This window comes from [Clostridium] symbiosum, assembly GCA_036419695.1.
Taxonomy (GTDB): domain Bacteria; phylum Bacillota; class Clostridia; order Lachnospirales; family Lachnospiraceae; genus Otoolea; species Otoolea symbiosa_A.
Genome location: CP143946.1, coordinates 3,008,326 through 3,028,716, shown reverse-complemented (window position 1 = coordinate 3,028,716; position 20,391 = coordinate 3,008,326). Strand labels below are relative to the sequence as shown.

Annotated in this window: 17 protein-coding genes and 2 pseudogenes; all 19 read left to right on the top strand. The window is 46.4% G+C overall.

Going from position 1 to position 20,391, the window contains the following annotated elements; all coding sequences use genetic code 11:
• The first annotated feature begins 211 nt into the window (after window positions 1-211).
• Entirely contained in the window at window positions 212-1,054 is an 843-nt protein-coding gene (locus V3C10_13900) for a MerR family transcriptional regulator (protein WVP60401.1), read from the top strand.
• A 478-nt stretch (window positions 1,055-1,532) separates the two neighbouring features.
• The gene (locus V3C10_13895) at window positions 1,533-2,012 is read left to right on the top strand and encodes a peptide deformylase (protein ID WVP60400.1); all 480 of its coding nucleotides are present in this window, start codon (window positions 1,533-1,535) and stop codon (window positions 2,010-2,012) included.
• 432 nt (window positions 2,013-2,444) lie between these two features.
• Complete coding sequence (locus tag V3C10_13890) at window positions 2,445-2,693, top strand: hypothetical protein (protein WVP60399.1); 249 nt, start codon at window positions 2,445-2,447, stop codon at window positions 2,691-2,693.
• A 1-nt stretch (window position 2,694) separates the two neighbouring features.
• On the top strand, window positions 2,695-3,144 hold the full coding sequence (locus V3C10_13885) for a SufBD protein (protein ID WVP60398.1): 450 nt from the start codon (window positions 2,695-2,697) through the stop codon (window positions 3,142-3,144).
• Between the two features lie 115 nt (window positions 3,145-3,259).
• Window positions 3,260-3,763: pseudogene (locus V3C10_13880) on the top strand (GNAT family N-acetyltransferase).
• Window positions 3,737-4,063: a DUF3795 domain-containing protein gene (locus V3C10_13875; protein WVP64632.1), complete on the top strand. Its 327-nt coding sequence runs from the start codon at window positions 3,737-3,739 to the stop codon at window positions 4,061-4,063. The pseudogene V3C10_13880 and the gene V3C10_13875 overlap by 27 nt, the downstream one beginning before the upstream one ends.
• Window positions 4,064-4,184: 121 nt before the next feature.
• Window positions 4,185-4,814, top strand: coding sequence for an RNA polymerase sporulation sigma factor SigK (gene sigK, locus V3C10_13870; GenBank protein ID WVP60397.1), 630 nt, complete (start codon window positions 4,185-4,187; stop codon window positions 4,812-4,814).
• Window positions 4,815-5,061: 247 nt separating this feature from the next.
• A complete protein-coding gene (gene galE, locus V3C10_13865; GenBank protein ID WVP60396.1) occupies window positions 5,062-6,078 on the top strand; it encodes a UDP-glucose 4-epimerase GalE in 1,017 nt (338 codons plus the stop codon).
• Between the two features lie 333 nt (window positions 6,079-6,411).
• On the top strand, window positions 6,412-7,857 hold the full coding sequence (locus tag V3C10_13860) for a sodium:proton antiporter (protein ID WVP60395.1): 1,446 nt from the start codon (window positions 6,412-6,414) through the stop codon (window positions 7,855-7,857).
• A gap of 15 nt (window positions 7,858-7,872) precedes the next feature.
• Window positions 7,873-8,970: a cytidylate kinase-like family protein gene (locus V3C10_13855; protein WVP60394.1), complete on the top strand. Its 1,098-nt coding sequence runs from the start codon at window positions 7,873-7,875 to the stop codon at window positions 8,968-8,970.
• A gap of 606 nt (window positions 8,971-9,576) precedes the next feature.
• A complete protein-coding gene (locus tag V3C10_13850) occupies window positions 9,577-11,205 on the top strand; it encodes a putative DNA modification/repair radical SAM protein (protein WVP60393.1) in 1,629 nt (542 codons plus the stop codon).
• Window position 11,206: 1 nt separating this feature from the next.
• Window positions 11,207-11,962, top strand: a complete 756-nt coding sequence (locus tag V3C10_13845; GenBank protein ID WVP60392.1) for a TIGR03915 family putative DNA repair protein — start codon at window positions 11,207-11,209, stop codon at window positions 11,960-11,962.
• A 209-nt stretch (window positions 11,963-12,171) separates the two neighbouring features.
• Window positions 12,172-12,486, top strand: coding sequence for a hypothetical protein (locus V3C10_13840; GenBank protein ID WVP60391.1), 315 nt, complete (start codon window positions 12,172-12,174; stop codon window positions 12,484-12,486).
• 153 nt (window positions 12,487-12,639) lie between these two features.
• A pseudogene (locus V3C10_13835) lies at window positions 12,640-12,969 on the top strand (GntR family transcriptional regulator).
• A 166-nt stretch (window positions 12,970-13,135) separates the two neighbouring features.
• On the top strand, window positions 13,136-14,035 hold the full coding sequence (locus tag V3C10_13830) for an ABC transporter ATP-binding protein (GenBank protein ID WVP60390.1): 900 nt from the start codon (window positions 13,136-13,138) through the stop codon (window positions 14,033-14,035).
• On the top strand, window positions 14,010-16,376 hold the full coding sequence (locus tag V3C10_13825) for a DUF6449 domain-containing protein (GenBank protein WVP60389.1): 2,367 nt from the start codon (window positions 14,010-14,012) through the stop codon (window positions 16,374-16,376). The genes V3C10_13830 and V3C10_13825 overlap by 26 nt, the downstream gene beginning before the upstream one ends.
• Before the next feature lie 98 nt (window positions 16,377-16,474).
• Window positions 16,475-16,942, top strand: a complete 468-nt coding sequence (locus V3C10_13820) for a zinc ribbon domain-containing protein (protein WVP60388.1) — start codon at window positions 16,475-16,477, stop codon at window positions 16,940-16,942.
• Window positions 16,943-16,950: 8 nt separating this feature from the next.
• Window positions 16,951-17,457: a small multi-drug export protein gene (locus tag V3C10_13815; protein ID WVP60387.1), complete on the top strand. Its 507-nt coding sequence runs from the start codon at window positions 16,951-16,953 to the stop codon at window positions 17,455-17,457.
• Window positions 17,458-17,995: 538 nt separating this feature from the next.
• Window positions 17,996-20,281, top strand: coding sequence for a heavy metal translocating P-type ATPase (locus V3C10_13810; protein WVP60386.1), 2,286 nt, complete (start codon window positions 17,996-17,998; stop codon window positions 20,279-20,281).
• The last annotated feature ends 110 nt before the right edge of the window (window positions 20,282-20,391 follow it).

Here is a 20,391-nt window from a genome sequence, read left to right as displayed (position 1 = left end):
TTGCGAAGCGTGCTTTTCGTTGGTTCATTTGAAAATTGAAATCCCATTGCGGCATTTACATGGAACGGAATGGAGTGGGTAGCCTTGTTCCGGGGCGATAAGCGGCAAAGACATCTTTTATAAACTTGAATTTATTGAATTGAAAACGATTGACCTTCACGGAACGTCATAGATTATAGTTGAGTTATCAAAGACAGGAGGTCAAAAGAATATGATGACAGTAAAGGAAATTGCAGAAATCACAAATATCAGTGCGCGCACGCTTCACTACTATGACGAAATTGGGTTATTGAAGCCCACAGCAAAAAGTGAGGCCGGATATCGGCTTTATGACGATAAAGCTTTGGAAACATTACAACAGATACTGTTTTTTCGTGAATTTGATATTCCTTTAAAAGAAATTAAATCTATCATAGCTTCTCCTACTTTTGACAGAAACAAGATTTTGCAGATGCAGAGAAAAATGCTCGCAGCAAACAAAGAACGTATAGAGCGCCTGATTGCCAGCATTGATGATACTCTGGAAGGAGAAAATAAAATGGATTTTTCAGTTTTTAGTAAGAAGGAAATGGAAGAAATGTTTCATGTTATGTTTGAACATATGCCCGAAAACATAAAAGAACTTTCAATTAAAGAATTTGGAAGTGCAGAGGAATGGAAGCAACATTATTTAGACATTGTATCCTCAAAAGAAATGCAGGAACGATACGCAAAAGTAGTTGAATGGTATGGTAGTAAAGAGGCATTTTTATCTTTTACAAATAATCCAATAAGCGAAGAGGTAGCAGAAAGTTTTAACAAACGAATCGATTTGATTTTAAGAAAGTTGCTTGAAAGAAAGGAACTTCCGATGGATTCTTTTGAATTCAAAGAGGTAATAGCTGAATATGGGTTTGTTATGAAGATGCTCTATCAGATAAAAGATGAAAAACAACTTATGTTATCTGTTGCAGAATCATACAGAAATGAACTTGTGCGGAATAAAACCGATGAAACATATGGCGCCGGGGCATCGGATTTTTTTGCAATGGCTATTGAGTCGTTTTACGAGTAAAGATGTTTATAACGCTGAACATGCCGAATCTTATGTTCCGGGGACAAATTGTGAAATAGGTGAAAAAACGTTGGCCTTAGCTCAGTTTGATTGGAATTCCCAAACCCGCAGAATGCTGCGCCATCGTTGACAAGCCTGTTTATCTCTGTGTGTATAACGGTTAATTAAGTGCACTGAATAACATATAATATGATATAATTATCAGTAGATTGCTTATGAAAATATTGCAGGCCCAAAGGAGGAGAATAATGAAAACCAAAAAGACAATTGCCGCATTGCTGATCTATGCAGGATTTCTGTTTCTTTCCATAAATGTGGCTCTGGGACATGACATCTGGGATCGTCTGAATAAATGGCGGGAACGATAAGAAGTGAGGTGGGAAAGTGTTAGGAAAACAAGCGGCGATCGGCTGTTTGAGAAGCCGCAGCAATGCTACGGATGATAGAGGGGATAGGATAAGGAGGCAGAAGAATAAAAATGATCAGAGAAATACGTTTATTGGGGGATCCTGATCTATATTCGGTAAGCACACAGGTTCAGATGGAGGAGCTTTCGGAGCTTGACGGCTTACAGCAGGATTTACACGACACGATGATGGAGTTTCGCCGGGTATACCACGCAGGAAGAGCGATTGCGGCCCCTCAGATTGGGGTGGCAAAAAGAGTGATTTACATGAATACGGGAGAACCGGTTCTGTTCATCAATCCGATCCTCGAATTTCCGGATGACAGCAAAATGGATGTAATGGACGACTGTATGTCGTTTCCCGGCCTGTATGTGATGGTGGAGCGCTATAAGAGATGTACGGTCCATTACAGGAATATCCGGTGGGAAGAGTGCAGAATGGAGCTGGAGGGAGACTTGTCGGAATTAATCCAGCATGAATATGACCATCTGGATGGAATATTGGCTACGATGAGAGCGAAAGATAATAAGTCGTTTTTTATGAGGAAATAGAGGATTTGTATATTTATAAATGCCGGTGCGAATTGGAAGCTGACATGAAATTACAAGAGGATTCGCACCGGGGATTGGTGAAGTTATTGTTAGGTTGGAGGGGAGAATTGTATTATTAATGGGAGATGGGTGTGAAGAGTGGGTGAGGGTGATAAGGATTTATTAAGATAGGGTGAATATTGTTTAGACTTTTTTGCAGCCACAGCCTGCGGGACTTAAAACGGATTCTCATCCAAAATCATTTACGCTATCACTGTCATCGCCTCATAGAGGTACATTCAAAATTAATCACAATCCTTTGTCCCCATCAAAACGTTCCACCATTTCAGGCATAAACAAATCATAAATGCAAATGCTAAAAAGAAAACCCATTTCCTATCAAATACCAGCATGTGCAAAATATAATGATTCAGCCCTGAAGGAGCCAAAACTATGAAAAAAAGCCAAGATCACATCCCCAATGAAACAGAAGCAATCAACATCCCCAATTCCCCCCAATCCGGTGAGGCCGTCATCTCAAATTCACCGGGAACAATCAATCCGGCCTGTCCATGCAAGAGAAAATGTGTCCGCCATGGAAACTGTATTGAGTGCCGGGCCACCCATGAGGCGGAGGGGAAGTATCCGACCTGCTGCCAGCGAATCGAGAATAGAAAACGAAAGAAGAAAGGGAGTGTATAGAGTGGATTTTGGTCAAGTTGCAGAATTTGTGGAGGCGCTGAAAACGAAAGATGAGACAAGAGCCTACCAGAGTTTTAAGACACTGGAAAAAGAATCTGCGGATACGGACAATGTCTATCCATTTTTAGACTTTTTCGCAGAAATGATGGATCATGATAACTCCTACATCAGGACAAGAGGCCTGCTTTTGATAGCGGCCAACGCCAGGTGGGATACGGAAAATAAGATAGACGGGCTGATTGACCGCTACCTTAAGCATATTGAGGACGAAAAGCCCATTACATCCAGACAATGCATCAAAGCCCTGCCGTCCATAGCTAAATGGAAACCGGAGCTGCGGGAAGATATCTGCGAAGCCCTTAGAAAAGCGAACCCGGGAATTTATAAAGAAAGCATGAGTCCGCTTGTTGCCCGGGATATTAAAGAGGCGCTGGAAACGATACAGGGGTGAGAGGCTTGTACATGATGCCGGGTCCGGAATGTACTGAAAACTTCCTTAGGAACCGGGCGAAACAGCAATCCGTTTCACACTGTACAAAAAGTAGACAGAATAAGGAGACATGAATATGATATTAGAGACCGACCGGCTGGTTCTGCGCAAGATGAATCAGGGGGATTTTGATGCGCTGTGCAGGATACTGCAGGATGAAGAGGCCATGTACGCATATGAAGGCGCTTTCAGCGACGGGGAAGTGCAGGAATGGCTGGACAGACAGATAGGACGATATGAAAATGACGGTTTCGGTCTGTGGGCCGTGCTTTTGAAGGAAAATGGCCGTATCATTGGGCAGTGCGGTCTTACAATGCAGGATTGCGGCGATAGGCGCGTACTCGAAGTGGGATATCTTTTTGAAAGGGCGTACTGGCATCAGGGCTACGCATTGGAAGCCGCCGCTGCATGCCGCGATTACGCTTTCAGGGAATTGGGCGCGGAGGAAGTCTTTTCGATTATCAGAGATAACAATATCCCGTCCCAAAAGGTTGCGAGAAGAAATGGTATGGAGTACAGGGAAACGATTATCAAACATTATAGAGGTGTCGTAATGCCGCATCTTGTCTTTTCGGTCAAGAGGATAAAAGATCCGGTCAGCCCGTGCGGTGTAGTCTGTCCGGAGTGCGGGTATTACGGAACGGAAGACGGCTGCGGCGGCTGCCGTGAAATCCAGGGAAAACCATTCTGGCTTACCTTTACTGGTGGGAATAGCTGTGAAATTTATGATTGCTGTACATACACAAAACAATTTCATCACTGCGGAAAATGCAGTGAACTGCCCTGTCCCTTATATGACAGCACGGATCCTACCAGATCGGAAGCCGAGAACCGGGCAACATTGGAAAAACAGATGGAGCAGTTAAAGAGGATGCCGTAGAGCGGCGGATAAGCATAAAACAGCAGTTTATAAAATAGTACCAGCCTGTAAAAAGTTGTAAAAGCACTTAAGGCTCTCAAAGCGCATAAGATAGATTAACGTAGCTTTGAGGTGGCTTTCTTTGAAAACATTTCCAAAACCATTGACGGCCAGTGAAGAACGTGAGTATCTAAAACGCTGCAAAGAGGGAGACGAAGAAGCCAAGGCCGTCCTGATTGAACGCAACTTAAGGCTGGTGGCCCATGTCATAAAAAAGTACCAGTATACCGATTATGAAATGGAAGATCTTCTGTCGGTTGGGACAATCGGACTGATCAAAGCCGTAAATACGTTCAAGATGGACCGCGGTTCCCGCCTGGCTACCTATGCAGCGAAATGTGTGGAAAACGAGATTCTGATGCTGTTTCGCGCCGGTAAAAAGCATTCCAAAGATGTCTCCTTATATGACCCGATTGGTGTTGATAAGGACGGAGAGACCGTTAACCTGATCGATGTGATCGAGGCGGAGGATAAGGCCGCCCTGGAGACAATCATATTGGAGCAGGATGTCTCAGAGCTTTATGAGGCTTACAAGAAATGCCTTAAAAATACGGAGCAGGAAGTACTGAGCATGCGGTACGGGCTTTTTGGGGAACAGGAACGCACCCAGCGGGAAATAGCAGGGAAGATGGGAATCTCACGTTCTTATGTCAGCCGGATTGAGAAGAAGGCCCTGGAAAAACTAAGGCTGGAGTTTGAGAAAAACGGATGAGCCGGGAACGGGTTTATCCCGGGTGTATGGCTGCCTGGAAAAACAGTGTCGGAGACGGGGCAGTATTCTCTGTCAGCATACCGGTTTCTGCTAACCATGCAGAAGGCCGGATGCCGATCCGGCAGCCAAGCTGAGAAAATAGCATAAATTCGATAATTTATCGCAATATTTCTGATTGTATTATAAATGTCCTGCGTTTATAATTAAGGCTGAACATGCAGTTTTGATTAGAAGGAGGATGTTTATTATGGCAATTTTAGTTACAGGCGGTGCAGGATACATAGGAAGCCATACGTGCGTGGAGCTTCTGAACGCGGGATATGAGGTTGTGGTAGTGGATAATCTCATTAATTCCAGCGAGGAGTCCTTAAGGCGTGTGGAAAAAATCACAGGCAGGCAGGTGACATTTTACAAGGCCGATTTATTGGATAAGCCTGCTATTGACGCAGTTTTTGAGAAAGAAAAGATTGATTCCGTTATCCATTTTGCCGGGCTTAAGGCAGTGGGAGAATCTGTTGCAAAGCCTTTGGAATATTATCATAATAACATTACCGGAACTCTGCTTCTCTGCGATGTGATGAGGAATCACTGTGTTAAGAATATTATTTTCAGCTCATCGGCGACTGTCTACGGCGATCCGGCATTTGTGCCGATTACGGAGGAATGCCCGAAGGGCAAGATTACGAACCCATACGGACAGACAAAGAGTATGCTGGAGCAGATTCTGACCGACCTCCATGTGGCGGATCCGGAGTGGAATGTGGTTCTTCTCCGCTACTTTAACCCGATTGGCGCACACAAGAGCGGCCTGATTGGCGAAGACCCGAAGGGAATCCCCAATAATCTGATTCCGTATATTGCGCAGGTGGCGGTAGGCAAGCTTGAATGCCTCGGCGTTTTCGGCGACGACTATCCGACCCATGACGGTACGGGAGTCCGTGACTACATCCATGTGGTAGACCTGGCTGTGGGACATGTAAAGGCACTGAAAAAGATAGAAGAGAAAGCGGGTGTTACCATCTATAACCTGGGTACAGGCAACGGCTACAGCGTACTCGATGTGGTAAAAGCTTATGCAAAGGCAAGCGGCAAAGAGATCAAATATGAGATCAAGCCAAGACGTGCAGGTGATATTGCAACATGCTACGCCGATGCGTCCAAAGCAAAAGCAGAGCTCGGCTGGGAGGCGGAGCGCGGCATCGAAGAAATGTGCGAGGATTCCTGGAGATGGCAGTCTTCAAATCCGGACGGCTATAGAAGCTAAGGCGAGTATCTGAAATGCAGAATTTAAGTACCGCAGTATGGGGCTTATAATATAAACATAGTAATATAAGTACAGTAATACAAGTACAGCAATACAAGTACTATACACGAGTACTTCAATTATAAACGCAGCAACTGAAAGATTTCAGGTTGTAACATACAGGCAAGCCGGTGGTGATTCGGTTTGCCTGTATTAATTTGCTATAAATATACATATTTTGACACGGTTGTTACTATTATTTAGTCAATTTGCTGTTGTAATTAGTCCTTAAACTTGCTATAATTGTTGGCTGGACTATCAAATGTCCAGAAAAGGATAGGGAGGTTTTTTGTTGTGAAAAAGTTATTAGCTTTTTTAGGAAGCCTGGGCCTGATGCTTGTTTGCAATCCGGTTACAGCCTTGGCTGCGGAGCAGACGGCCGGTGGTGAGAGTGTGTCAGTTCCAATCTGGCTGTGTATTCCTTTTGCGGGACTTCTTCTATGCATTGCGGTTCTGCCGTTAATTAAAGCAGAGTGGTGGGAGGGACACCAGCCCCATGCGGTGATTTTCTGGTCGCTGCTCTTTATTATTCCGTTTGCTCTTACTTTCAGTGCAGGCACGGCGTTTGAGACGGTGCTGGAATGCATTGTGAATGATTATCTGACATTTATTATCCTGCTGTTCGGACTGTTCTGTGTTTCGGGTAACATTACGATGTCCGGGGATCTGGCAGGTTCTCCGAGAATCAATGTAGGGCTTTTGGCGCTTGGAACCTTGCTTTCTAGCTGGATTGGCACGACCGGCGCCAGCATGCTGATGGTCCGTCCGGTCATTAAGATGAATTCATGGAGAAAAAGAAAACGCCATATTATTGTGTTTTTTATTTTCCTGGTTTCCAATATTGGCGGCTGTCTTACTCCTATCGGGGATCCGCCTCTGTTGATGGGATTTATGAGAGGAATTCCTTTCTTCTGGAGCCTGAAGCTGTTGCCGCTTCTTCTCGTCAATATGGCGGTCCTTCTCTTCCTGTTTTACTGGATCGACAGGCGCGCCTACCGAAAAGATATTGCACTGGGCCTCAAACCGGATATCAGCAAGCCGGGTACGGAGGTTAAAATCAGGGGAATCCACAATCTCATTTTCCTGGTCATGATAGTGGGGGCCGTTATTTTAAGCGGAACGCTGCCGGGACACTCTGCATTCCAGGATGCAGCGGGAAATGTACGCGGAATCCATATTTTTGGAGAAGTGCAGCTTGGGTATCCGGCTTTAATTGAGATTGTAATCATTCTTATTGCGGCGTTTCTCTCTTTCAAGACGACTAATGTGGAAATCAGAAGAGAGAACCATTTTACCTGGAGTGCAATCCGTGAGGTTGCGGTACTGTTTATCGGTATTTTCATTACCATGCAGCCGGCTCTTATGCTTTTGAAGGCCAATGGAGGAAAGCTGGGAATCACAGAGCCGTTCCAGATGTTCTGGTCCACGGGAATGTTATCCAGTTTCCTGGACAACACGCCGACTTACCTGGTTTTCCTGACCACGGCAGGGGCGCTCGGATTCAAGGAGGGGATGGCTACCACGCTAGGAACGGTGCCGATACAGATGCTGATGGCTATCTCAGCCGGCGCAGTATTTATGGGAGCCAATACATATATCGGAAACGCCCCCAACTTTATGGTTAAGTCAATAGCGGACGAGAACGGTGTGCGCATGCCGTCTTTCTTCGGCTATCTTCTCTGGTCACTGGCAATCCTGGTTCCGGTCTTTGTGCTGGATATGTTACTGTTCTTTTTATAGGGAGGAGGGGACAAGATGTTAAACAACGAAGAAAAAATCCGTGAAGAACGAATCCGTGAACTGGCAGAACGGATTTATGATCTGGATGCAGAAGTTTATGCACAGCTAGGTTCCTCCCTGGGCCGCGTATTTAACAGAGACCGGGAACGGTGTGTAGATGAGCTGGTGAATACGATGCTGACCCGTCCTCAGGGGCACCTGATGCGGAGCGAACTGGCACTGATTGCCAATATGGCCCGCACCATCAAGGATAAGGCGGAGCGGAAGCTCGTAATGACCGAGTACAACCTGATTCTTCAGGAGGTGATGAGCCTGCCCACCAGTTTTGTCAGCGGGGATATTATTGATCCGGAGATGGCGAAACTGAACACCTTTAATCTTCAGAACCGTTTCTCAAACGAGGATCACCTGATTATCTGCATCAGCTGGACTTATGGATGCGGTGGAATTGATGTCGGTTTTAAACTGGCCGACAAATTAAAGATTAATTACTATGATGCTGAGATATTTGAGGCCGTGCTTAAGAGGCTGGAGGCGGAGAGGGATTCGGTACGTGATTCCATCGGCTATTCCGACGATCCGGATGCCAAACAAAACCTGGCCAGCGCGTTTGAAGAGGCAAAACGGCTGACGATCCGCCAGCATATGAGGGAATTCAGCCGGTACCATGGCCTTTCCAAACGGGATGCCGTATTTTTTAACCAGAGTGATCTGCTTTGTGATATGGCAAAAAAGGAAGATTTCATTATTATGGGACGTTGTGGCGATGCAATTATGACCAACAACGGCATTCCTCATATCAGTATCTACATTACCGCGCCGTTTGAACAGCGTGTGCACCATACGATGGAGATACACAACGGGATGAGTGAGAAGAAGGCGAGACGTTTCCTGAAGCGCATCGACCGTCAGCATGCTCATTACTATAACTTTTACACCAGCCGCAGGTGGGGAAATGCAAATAATTACGATCTCTGCATCAACAGCGCCAGCTATGGTATAGACGGAACTGTGGATTTCATCCTCAGGATGATTGACCGCGGCACGAAGGACCGGAAAGCGGTGAAATCCGCTGAGGCGGCGGAGGCCGTCAGCGGTAATTCACAAAATTAAATTAAGGAAGATTAGAAAGAGGGTTATCCCCTCAAATTCCTGATACAGGGAAAATATAGTTTGTATACAGTCGGACCGGAAGAAGGAAATACCTTCTTCCGGTTTTTTACGTTAAAGATAAATTTACGTTAGGACAGCCATGTTAAAATACGAAGAACACTCAGGCGAAGTCCGTCCGCGTGACGCGGTATTATTAATAAGAAGAAATAAGATAAACGGGGGCGTCCTGTTTCTTTTTATATTTTAAAATTGCGCAGGAGAATGTAAAACTGATAAAGATAAGAGCTAATTCCCTGATTTGGATACGACTTATGAAACCGTTATTCTGTACTATAAAACCGTTATTCTGGATTAAAAGGGAAAATCTGGAATAGAACAAATGTTCGAAAAAAACTCTTGAAAAAGATGGTATCTTATGATAGAATCAAGATAGAACATTTGTTCTGGTTATGCATTTCAGATAAGGAACATGAAAATTGGTGTGAAAAACAGCGTGAATAGCTGAACATACAAAGAAGCAGAACTTATTTCAGAAGCAGGATATAATTCGCTATGTGTCCGATTTTATTCTATTTTGTAACAGACTCGTGGGAATGGAGAAGCAATATGCTGATACAGGAGAATCTATCGATTGAAGAAAAACTCAAAATTTTAACAGACGCCGCCAAATACGATGTGGCCTGTACTTCCAGCGGCGTTGAGAGGAAGGGAAAGGACGGCTGCATCGGAAGTGCAAGTGAGGCGGGACTCTGTCACAGCTTTGCGGCAGACGGAAGATGCATTTCTCTTTTAAAAATTCTGTTTACGAATCAGTGTATCTATGACTGCCGCTATTGTGTGAACAGAAGAACCAACGATACGATCCGTACAGCGTTCACGCCGGAGGAAGTATGCAGGCTGACGATGGAATTCTATCGGAGGAATTATATAGAGGGGCTGTTTCTCAGCTCTGGGATTCTGGATACTCCCGACCACACGATGGAGCAGATATACCGGACTCTGTATCTGCTGCGCAATGAACATCAGTTTAACGGTTATATTCATGTGAAAGCGATACCGGGAGCCGATCCGGCTTTGATAGAGATGACCGGTTTTCTGGCAGACAGGATGAGTGTGAATCTGGAGCTGCCCACGGCGGACGGCCTGAGAAAGCTGGCGCCCGGTAAGACAAGGGATAAGATCCTGAAACCGATGCGTCAGATCCAGAGGGGGATTGTACAGCAGATGGCCCGGGAGGGACTTCTGGAAAAGAAGGGAATCATACTCCCCCCGGGATTCCTTACGGACGGGACCCGGGCTTTGCCATCCGAAGAAGGAGAGAAGTCAGCGCTCTCCCAGGCCCTTCCGGCCGCTCAATCGGACAGAGCGAAGCAGACTGCCGTTATGACCGGTGGAGGAGTATCCGCGTCCGGTACCATACCGTCCCCTCCGCCGGTTTCTCCGCCCGGGAACAGCGCGGAGCCCGAACGGCCGCGGGTGATCCCGGGAAAGTCTGTCTATGGCAATTACGGCGTGGGACGCGTATCCAATAAGAAGCCGTACTTTGTGCCTGCCGGGCAGAGCACGCAGATGATTGTGGGGGCGACGCCGGAGAGCGACTTTCAGCTGATGGCTGTGACCGAGGCTCTCTATCAGAATTTTGGTCTAAAGAGAGTATTCTATTCGGCTTTCGTGCCGGTCAATCACGACAGCATGCTTCCATCCCTGCCTGGAGGCCCTCCCCTTTTAAGGGAACACAGGCTTTATCAGGCAGACTGGCTGCTTCGGTACTACGGTTTCCACGCTTCGGAGCTTTTGTCGGAATCAAAGCCCAACTTTAATGTTTTTCTGGATCCCAAGTGCGACTGGGCGCTGAGAAATCTGGGGAATTTTCCGGTGGAGGTGAACCGGGCGCCGTATGCCTCTCTGCTCCGGGTGCCCGGGATTGGAACGAAGTCGGCTATGCGCATCGTGGCCGCAAGAAAGCAGGCGGTACTGAGATTCGAGGATTTGAAAAAAATGGGGGTTGTACTTAAAAGAGCGGTATATTTTATTACCTGTTCCGGTAAAATGATGTATCCGGTAAAACTGTCGGAGGACGCCATAGCCGGCCAGATAATAGGAGAAGAGAAGAGACGCCACTGGGAACTGGAACAAAGGGGACTGTACCGGCAGATGTCGCTCTTCGACGACTTTCATATGGAGGTAAAGCCGCCTGCCGAGGAAGCCCGCTCCGTCATGACAGGGGAGATGTGACATGGTTATATTTTTGTGCAGGGATGATTTTGATTCCATCCTATGCGGTGTTTACGACGCCTGGATGAGCCGTCTGGGACATGACAACGTCAAGCTGCAGCTTTATGGCGCCTATAATATGGAACTGTTTGCGGAATACCGCGATGTGGAAGTGAGTGGGGAAAAGATCGTCAAGGTGATAAATTCCATTGTAAGTAAGATATCCAGGGAAGCTTACAGCTGGGTTTATAACGCATCTTTAAGCTTTGAGGAGGAGAAGGCGGATCGAATTTACCGTTTTCTGATTTACGGTTTTCATATCGGCAGGCAGATTACCGATAACCTCCAGATACCGGCTGTCCATGAGATTTTCAGAATGAACCGCAATTTACTGAACGAAGCGCACAATATGAAGCAGTTCCTGCGGTTTTCAGAGCTTAGGAACCGGGTTATGTTTTCAAAGATCGGGCCTAAGAACGATGTCCTTCCGATGCTGGCCCTGCATTTTTCCGATCGGCTGAGGCCGGAACGGTTTATAATCTATGACGAGCACAGGGAGAGGGCGGTAATCTATGCACCGGATACCGGCTGGTATATTCTGGCAGGAGATTCTGCAAAAAGACTGGGGGAGCTCTCGGAAAAAACCGATCAGAAAGAGTATGAAACACTTTGGAAAATCTTTTTTGACAGCATTGCAATCAAAGAAAGAGAGAATTATGTCTGTCAGAGAGGTCATCTGGCTCTGAGATACCGTCCGTACATGACAGAATTTCAATAAAATAATTAAGAATTTGGAAGGCGGAAACACTGATAGACTCAGTGTGTTAAGAAAATATTCTTACGAATTCTTTCTTTTTTATAAAAAATAAGGAGATAATTTTATGATTCATTAATAAAATGGTCACAATTTTGACACAATTTCTCTTTATCATTACTGGCGTACCACGAATTAAGGTAATTGATTCAAAAAAAGAGGAGATGTTTATTATGAAAAAAAATTTTGTAAAACCAGCAGCAGTAATGATGATGAGTGCAATGTTAGCAGCTTCAGTTCTGACAGCATGTGGCGGAAGCGGAGCAAGCAGCACAACAGCAGCAGCCGTAACAGAGGCTGAAACAACAGAAGCTCCTGAAACAGAAGCAGCAGACGAGACAACAGAAGCTGTTGATGAGACAATGGAAGAGAACACAGAAGCAGCTGATGCAGCTGAGACTGTAGCAGAAGCAGAGGATACAGAGGCAGCAGACGGCGAAGCAGCTAACGACGATGCAGCTCTGGTTGAGGAATCTACAGCAAACTAATTAAAGTTTTGCAAATGCCTCCGATACATAGCTTTATCATGTTAAGAAAAAAGTAAGGAGCGGCCGCTTGACAGTGAGCGGCTCCTTTTGTATACTGAGTGTATTAAAAGAATTAATACACTTAATTCAAATGACACAGGAAAGGAGGAGCGTATGATTCTGATTGACTATAAAGATCGGCGTCCCATCTATGAGCAGGTTGTCGAAAAAATGTCTGAGCTGATGGTGCGCGGGATCCTGGAGCAGAACAGCCAGCTTCCGTCCGTCCGGAGCCTTGCGACGGAGCTGTCCATCAATCCGAATACAATCCAGAGAGCTTATGCGGAACTCGAGCGCCAGGGATATATTTATTCGGTAAAGGGCAGAGGCAGTTTTGTGGCTGAAAACCATCAGATCCGTGAGCAAAAGAAGAGAGAAATTTTTATAAGGCTCGGAAAACTGGTGGAGGAAGCAAAGGGGGCGGAGATCACGATGCTGCAGTTTCAGGAGCAGGTGATTCAGCTTTATGGCAATAATGACCGGAAACCGCGCGTATTTGCGGCGGCATCGGCCGCAGAAAAATCGGCGGAAACGGCAGGGCCGGACGGCCGTACACTGGCCGTGAAAGAGGCTGTAACGGCCCTAAGGGAGGAAAAAGGAGGAGAAACGGATGATTGAAGCAATCAACCTGACAAAACGATTTGACGATATCACGGCCGTTGATCATATTGATGCAGAAATCAGGGATGGAAGTGTGTTCGGGCTGATCGGCACCAACGGAGCCGGAAAAAGTACATTCCTCAGAATGGCAGCCGGAATTCTGAAACCGGATGAGGGCAGAGTTACGATCGACGGAGAAGATATTTTTGAGAATGACAGAGTAAAGTCAAGGTTTTTCTATATTTCAGATGACCAGTATTTTTTAAACAACGCAACGCCCGAAGAGATGATGAAGTTTTACAGAAACGTATACAAGAATTTCGATGAGAAGCGGTTTTACGGCCTCCTGCAGAACTTCGATTTGAGCGCGAAACGGAAGGTAAATACCTTTTCCAAGGGCATGAAAAAGCAGCTTTCCGTACTATTGGGAATCTGCGCCAACACTGATTACATCTTTTGCGATGAGACCTTCGACGGTCTGGATCCGGTGATGCGCCAGACGGTAAAAAGCCTCTTTGCCAACGATATGGAGGAGCGCAACCTGACTCCAATCATTGCCTCCCATAACCTGAGGGAGCTGGAGGATATCTGTGATCATGTAGGTCTGCTCCATAAAGGAGGAATTCTGCTGTCCAAGGATTTGGACGATATGAAGCTGAATATCCACAAGGTTCAGTGTGTCTTGCTGCCGGGGACGGAACCGGAGGAGTTGAACGGAGTTGACATCATCAGGACAGAGCGCAGAGGAAGTCTCCTGACTCTGACGGTGAGAGGGAAGAAGGAAGAGATTGAGGCGGTCATGCAGACATTCCATCCTGTATTTTTCGAAATGATTCCTCTCTCCCTGGAAGAAATATTTATCAGTGAAACGGAGGTGGCTGGTTATGACATCAAAAAACTTATTTTTTAATCTGATGAAAGAAAATACGAAACAGCGCCTTTGGACGGTTGCGCTGATATCGCTCATCCTCTTTTTTGCCTTTCCGGTCCAGACAGCTCTGCTGATCAGCAGCTATCTCTCACAGGAACGCATCGATATGGTGTGGGAGAGGGAAGCACAGGGCGTGGATATAATCAAACAGCAGCTCCAGGAGAGATTCCTGGGATGGACGTCCGTCAATAATGGGATGATGGTATTCCTGATCCTTGTGTTTGCCGTTGTCTGCGGCATATCGGGATTTTCCTACCTGCACTCCAGAAAGAAAACAGATTTCTTTCACAGCGTGCCGGTAAAACGTGAGAAACTGTTTGCCATTGTATATTTAAATGGTTTTCTTTATACTGCAGTACCGTATTTTATTTTCCTGCTCATATCAAGCATTATGATTCAGGTAAAAGCGGGGCAGGTATTCCCGTGGTTCGATGTGATAAAGGCTTATTGCATCCAGATGTCATTTTACCTTTTAATCTATTCGGTAGTGGTTGCTGCGGTTATGATGACCGGCAACACGATTGTAAGTATTCTGGGAACCGCAGTATTCTTCTTCTGGGGACCGGGAAGCACCCTGCTGCTTACAGGCTATTACAGCAGCTATTACATAACGTTCTATGAGAATACGGATACATTTGTAAAATTAGCGCAGCGTTCTTCACCAGTGGCCTGGTACATCAGCGCGGCCTCAATGCCGGAAAAGACGGCTGGGATGGCTTTAGGGGCCTTAGCAGCGGCGGCCCTGATTACCGCACTCTGTGTTTTCCTTTATAAAAAGAGGCCGTCCGAGGCGGCGGGACGCGCCATGGCATTCAAGAAGAGCCAGCCGGTTATCAAACTCCTCCTTGTAGTTCCGATAGGGCTGCTTGGAAGCCTGCTTTTTAAGGAAATGATGGGGAGCGATGGATGGAGTGTCTTCGGGCTTATCTGTGGCCTTGTTATCAGCTACTGTACGATTGAAATTATTTATAATTTTGATTTCAGAAGGCTTTTTGCCCATAAAAGACAGTTTGCACTTTGTGCGGTCTGCGCCACAGCGATTCTCGCATTCTTCCGGTTTGATTTGTCCGGCTATGATTCCTATGTCCCATCGGAGGCGAAGATGGAGTCGGCCGGTATTTACTGCCGGAGAATGGATGCGGATTTCCTCTCTGATTACATGGTGGAGCCGGAGATGGGAGAAAATGCGGGGGGAAGCTATCAGTATGTGAAATGGAACTACGTATCCCCATCGGAACTGCTTAATAAGATGAGGCTGACCGATGTGGCGGCCGCAGCCGAGATAGGGCGAAGCGGTGTAAACGACGCAGCGGAGGCGAAGCGGAAGAACCGTGGAAACAGGTCACAGAGCCGATATTCATACTGGTCGTCGGAAGACGGCAACATGATCGACGAGGTGATTGTCGCTTATCATCTGAAAGGTGGAAAGACGGTTCTGCGCAGCTATTATATGAATTTGTCCGCAGTAAGAGATACTTTGGACAGAGTCTATGACAGCAATGAATATAAGGAGACGGTTTATCCGGTTCTTACTTATGAAGCATCCGATATCGCGGGAATTAACTATCAGGAGTACAGCGATTTCAGCCATGTGAACCTGAAAAATGAGGAAATGAAGGCCCAGCTTCTGGAAACATACCAGAAAGAACTGAAGGCACTGACGTCGGAAACAAGAAGAAAAGAAAGCCCGATCGCAGCAATCCAGTTTAAAACCGTTAAAATGCAGGATATCATCAATACGCTGAAAGCCAAGGGGAATGACTACAGTGAATTCAACAGGAAATTTTATTACCCGATTTACCCGTCCTTTACAGAGACAATCAGCCTGCTGAAGAACTGCGGGATTGATGCCGGAGAATTCCTTACGGCCGACAACGTGGATAAAATTGTGATGGAGAGCTATATAACAGAGGCGGATCTTGCCAGGGCGGAGGCGGATGTCTCAGAGGATGTCGTTTATGTGAAAGAACGCGGAAGCAGAGTGGCCACAGTGACCGACAAAGAAAAAATCCGTGAGATTCTTAACAGCTCCGTACCGGGTGAGCTTAACTGCACAAACTATTTAAATGAACTTTATTCGGGCGTGAGACTTACCGCTTATGTGTCGGTGAAAGAGAGCCAGACAGAGGATGGATTCGACGCCTCCATAGAGGCGGAAGAAGTCTATACGGTGGACCGGTATAATAATGACTCCCAGAACGAACCGGAATACCGGAAATACAGTCTTAATTTTGACTACGATAAAGTCCCTTCATTCGTAAAAGAAACGTTTAAATTAACAGAAGAAAACATGAAAAACGACGTTTCTAAGGGGTATTAAGGACGTGGGCCCTGGGACACTCTTTACTTTTGATTGACTTTCTCTCCTTTACAGGATAAAATAAGTGAGGAAAAATATCCTGTAGAGGAGGAAAATGAATGGCGTTTTTAGATGAACTTGGTAAGGTAATCAGTGATAAAAGCAAGGAAGCGGCCAATAAGGTGAAGGATATCACCGGCGTGATCCAGCTTAAATCAAAATTGTCATCGGAAAAGGAAAAAGTAAATAAAGCATATATCAGCCTTGGTAAGGCATACTATGACAGACATGAAGCTTCACTGGAAGATGAGTATGCCGACGAATTCAAGATTATCCAGGCGGGAATTATTAAAATAGCAGTTCTGGAAGATGAGATTGCGGAACTGGAAGGAACCAGGGTCTGTGCGGAATGCGGAGCCAAAGTTGAGAAAGATGCCCTGTACTGCAGCAAATGCGGCGCTCCGATGGAAGAGAAAACGGCCGGTGCAGAGGAAGAGGACAGCGAAGGGCCGGAAGTAGAGTTTACGGTCCATGGAGAGCCTGATGAGTCCATCTTCGCAGAGGAAGACAGCGAAAACGAGGAATAGGAGACAGAATGGACGCATTAGTACAATGGTTTACCGCGAATCTTTCGGAATTTATTTCCAAAGAAGCAGTTATATTTATTATCTCTATGGTTCCGATCCTGGAACTCAGGGGAGGCCTTTTAGCGGCGTCGCCAGCGCTTTTGAATGTGCCAATTTTACGGGCAATACCGATTTGCATTATCGGCAATATTCTGCCGATTCCTTTTATACTGCTGCTGATCAGAAAGATTCTGGAGTGGATGAAGCTGGTGAAGATGTTCCGACCAATTGCGTTATGGCTTGAAAATAAAGCAATGAGCAAAAAAGATCAGATAGAGAAATTTGGTTTCTGGGGCCTGGTTCTCTTTGTCGGGATACCCCTCCCTGGTACAGGAGCCTGGACGGGCTCTCTGATCGCGGCGCTTCTGAGGGTGCGTTTCAAGACGGCATTTGCCGCAATTTTAATCGGAATTGTCATAGCGACAGTGATTATGTCTATCCTGTCTTATGGCGTTTTGGGAGTTCTTTTCGGATAATCGAATAATGGATTTTAACGACTGCGGTATAGGCGGAACTGTGACTGGTTCTTCCTGCCGCAGTTTTTTTTGTGTTTATGCGGGATGTCAGGATGGTCCAAGCTTGTTTTCAGGAACAAGCTTTTAGGAACAAGCGGGTATATTTTTGATATAGTATGGAGAAGCTGACTAATAATTGAATTACAGATAAATACAGGCAAACACAGCCAATAGAAGATTAATTAAGACAGAATCGGGTGAAAAACCGTTCGGGTACCACCTTTTATAAGCGGTATCATAATTTATCATTACGGTTCAGAAGCGGAAGGATACGAAAATGTTATAAATCGCGGTATAGCGCGGAATCTCCCGTCCTTTGATTATGAGCATATTAAAATACCACGAACAATATATAAAAGCCATATCACATCAAAACAGACTCAAAACAGACAATACACCGCTCAAGCAAAAGAATAATTTTACTTGACACAAAGGAAAAAGTGTTTTAATATAAATATACCTATACGGGGTATATGTACATGGAGAAAGGATGAAAAATATGAAAACAGAAATATACAACATAGACGGAATGACCTGTGCGGCCTGCAGCAGCGCGGTAGAACGTGTTACACGGCGTCTGGAAGGGGTGCAGGAGAGCAACGTCAACCTGACAACATCGAAGATGACGATCACCTATGACGAAGCTTTGGTAAACCCGGAAGTGATTGCCGAAAAGGTAGATAAGGCCGGATTTAAGGCAATGCTGGTGCCGGCTGAATCGGATCGCATGGCTGAGGAGGAAGAGACATTTATCAGGCAGGAGGAAGCGCTTCATGCCAGCAGGAAAAGACTGATTGTAGCGATCATTTTTGCACTCCCGCTTCTCTATATTTCAATGGGCCACATGGTGCCGTTCCCGCTTCCGGTGCCCGACATCATTGATATGCATACCCATCCGCTCAATTTTGCTCTGGCTCAGATGATTCTGACCATTCCGGTTCTGGTTTGTGGAAAGAAGTTTTATCTGGTGGGACTGCGGGCACTTTTTAAAGGCAATCCAAACATGGATTCGCTGGTGGCTATCGGAACGGGAAGCGCGTTTCTCTATAGCCTTGTCATGACATTCCTGGCAATTAATGACCCTATGGCAGTCCATTCCCTCTATTATGAATCGGCTGCAGTCGTTGTGACACTGGTTATGCTGGGCAAGTATATGGAGGGAAGAAGTAAGGGAAAGACCTCCGAAGCCATCAGAAAACTGATGGAGCTTGCGCCGGATACGGCGATAGTGTACGAGAACGGGGAGGAGCGTGAGGTGGAAACCTCGTCCGTTCAGACGGGAGACCACATTCTGATTAAGCCGGGCAGCCGGATCCCCCTGGACTGTATTATTGTAAAAGGAAACAGCAGCGTGGATGAGTCCATGCTGACCGGTGAGAGTATCCCGGTGGAAAAGGGTGAAGGCGATAACCTGATTGGCGGAAGCATGAACTATAACGGTGCAATGGAAGCACAGGTAACCCATGTGGGCGGCGATACCACTCTGGCAAGGATTGTAAAGATGATGGAGGACGCCCAGGGAAGAAAAGCTCCCATTTCGAAACTGGCGGACCGGGTAGCGGGTGTGTTTGTCCCGGCGGTTATGGGAATTGCCATTGTAGCAGCCCTCTTATGGCTGTTTGTGGGAGGAATGGACGCCTCCTTTGTATTAACTATTTTTGTGGCCGTGCTCGTCATTGCCTGCCCCTGTGCGCTGGGTCTTGCAACTCCAACCGCGATTATGGTGGGAACCGGTGTGGGCGCCAGCCACGGAATTCTGATCAAGAGCGGAGAAGCGCTTGAGATTGGCCATAAAGTGGACACGGTAGTCCTGGATAAGACCGGCACCATCACGGAAGGAAAACCCAAAGTGACTGATATTATCCCGGAAAAAGGCTGGAATGCGGAAGAACTGCTGCGTATTGCGGCAAGCTGCGAGCAGATGTCGGAACACCCCTTGGGAGAGGCAATTGTGGCGGATGCGAAAGAAAAAGGTATCGCCCTTGCCAGGCCGGAAGAGTTTGACAGTATTACAGGCTCCGGAATCAAGGCGATGCTTAAAGGCCGTGAAATCAGAATCGGCAACGTCAGGATGCTGGAAGCTCTTGCGGCGTCCGGCGAAACGGGAAACGCTGTTTCATCCGGTATTTCCGAACAAATGGAAAAGGCCGGTTTTTATGCAGAGCAGGGAAAAACCCCGATGTTCGTCCTGGCAGACGGAAAGATGGCCGGTATTATCTGTGTGGCGGATACAATTAAAGAGAGCAGCATCCATGCCATCGACAGGCTGAAAAACCTTGGCCTGGAAATTTATATGCTCACGGGAGATAATAAAAAAACCGCTGAATATATCGCACATGAAGCCCATATAGACAACGTCATTGCGGAAGTGCTGCCCGGTGATAAAGCCGGTACCGTTGCAGACTTGCAAAGTCGGGGAAAAACCGTTATGATGGTAGGAGACGGCGTCAATGATGCTCCTGCGCTGGTACAGGCAGATGTTGGAACGGCGATTGGTTCAGGCAGTGATATCGCATTGGAGTCGGGAGACATCGTGCTGATGAAATCCGATTTAATGGATGTGTACAGAGCGGTGAAACTGAGCCGGGCTACGATACGCAACATCAAGCAGAACCTTTTCTGGGCATTCTTTTACAACACATTGGGAATCCCGGTGGCAGCAGGACTGCTTTACCTGTTCGGAGGCCCGCTTTTAAGCCCGATGCTGGGCGGTTTCGCAATGTCGTTAAGTTCTGTTTGCGTTGTGGGCAATGCTCTGCGGCTGAAGGGGTTGAAGCTTAATTAAGGTATCGCTTGTTTCAGGTTGAGTGAGAGGGCAGGAACCAGGGAAGAGTGACGGCGGTAAATTCCGATAAAGAAAATTGAACCGGGAAAAGAGAAATTTGCAATAAAATA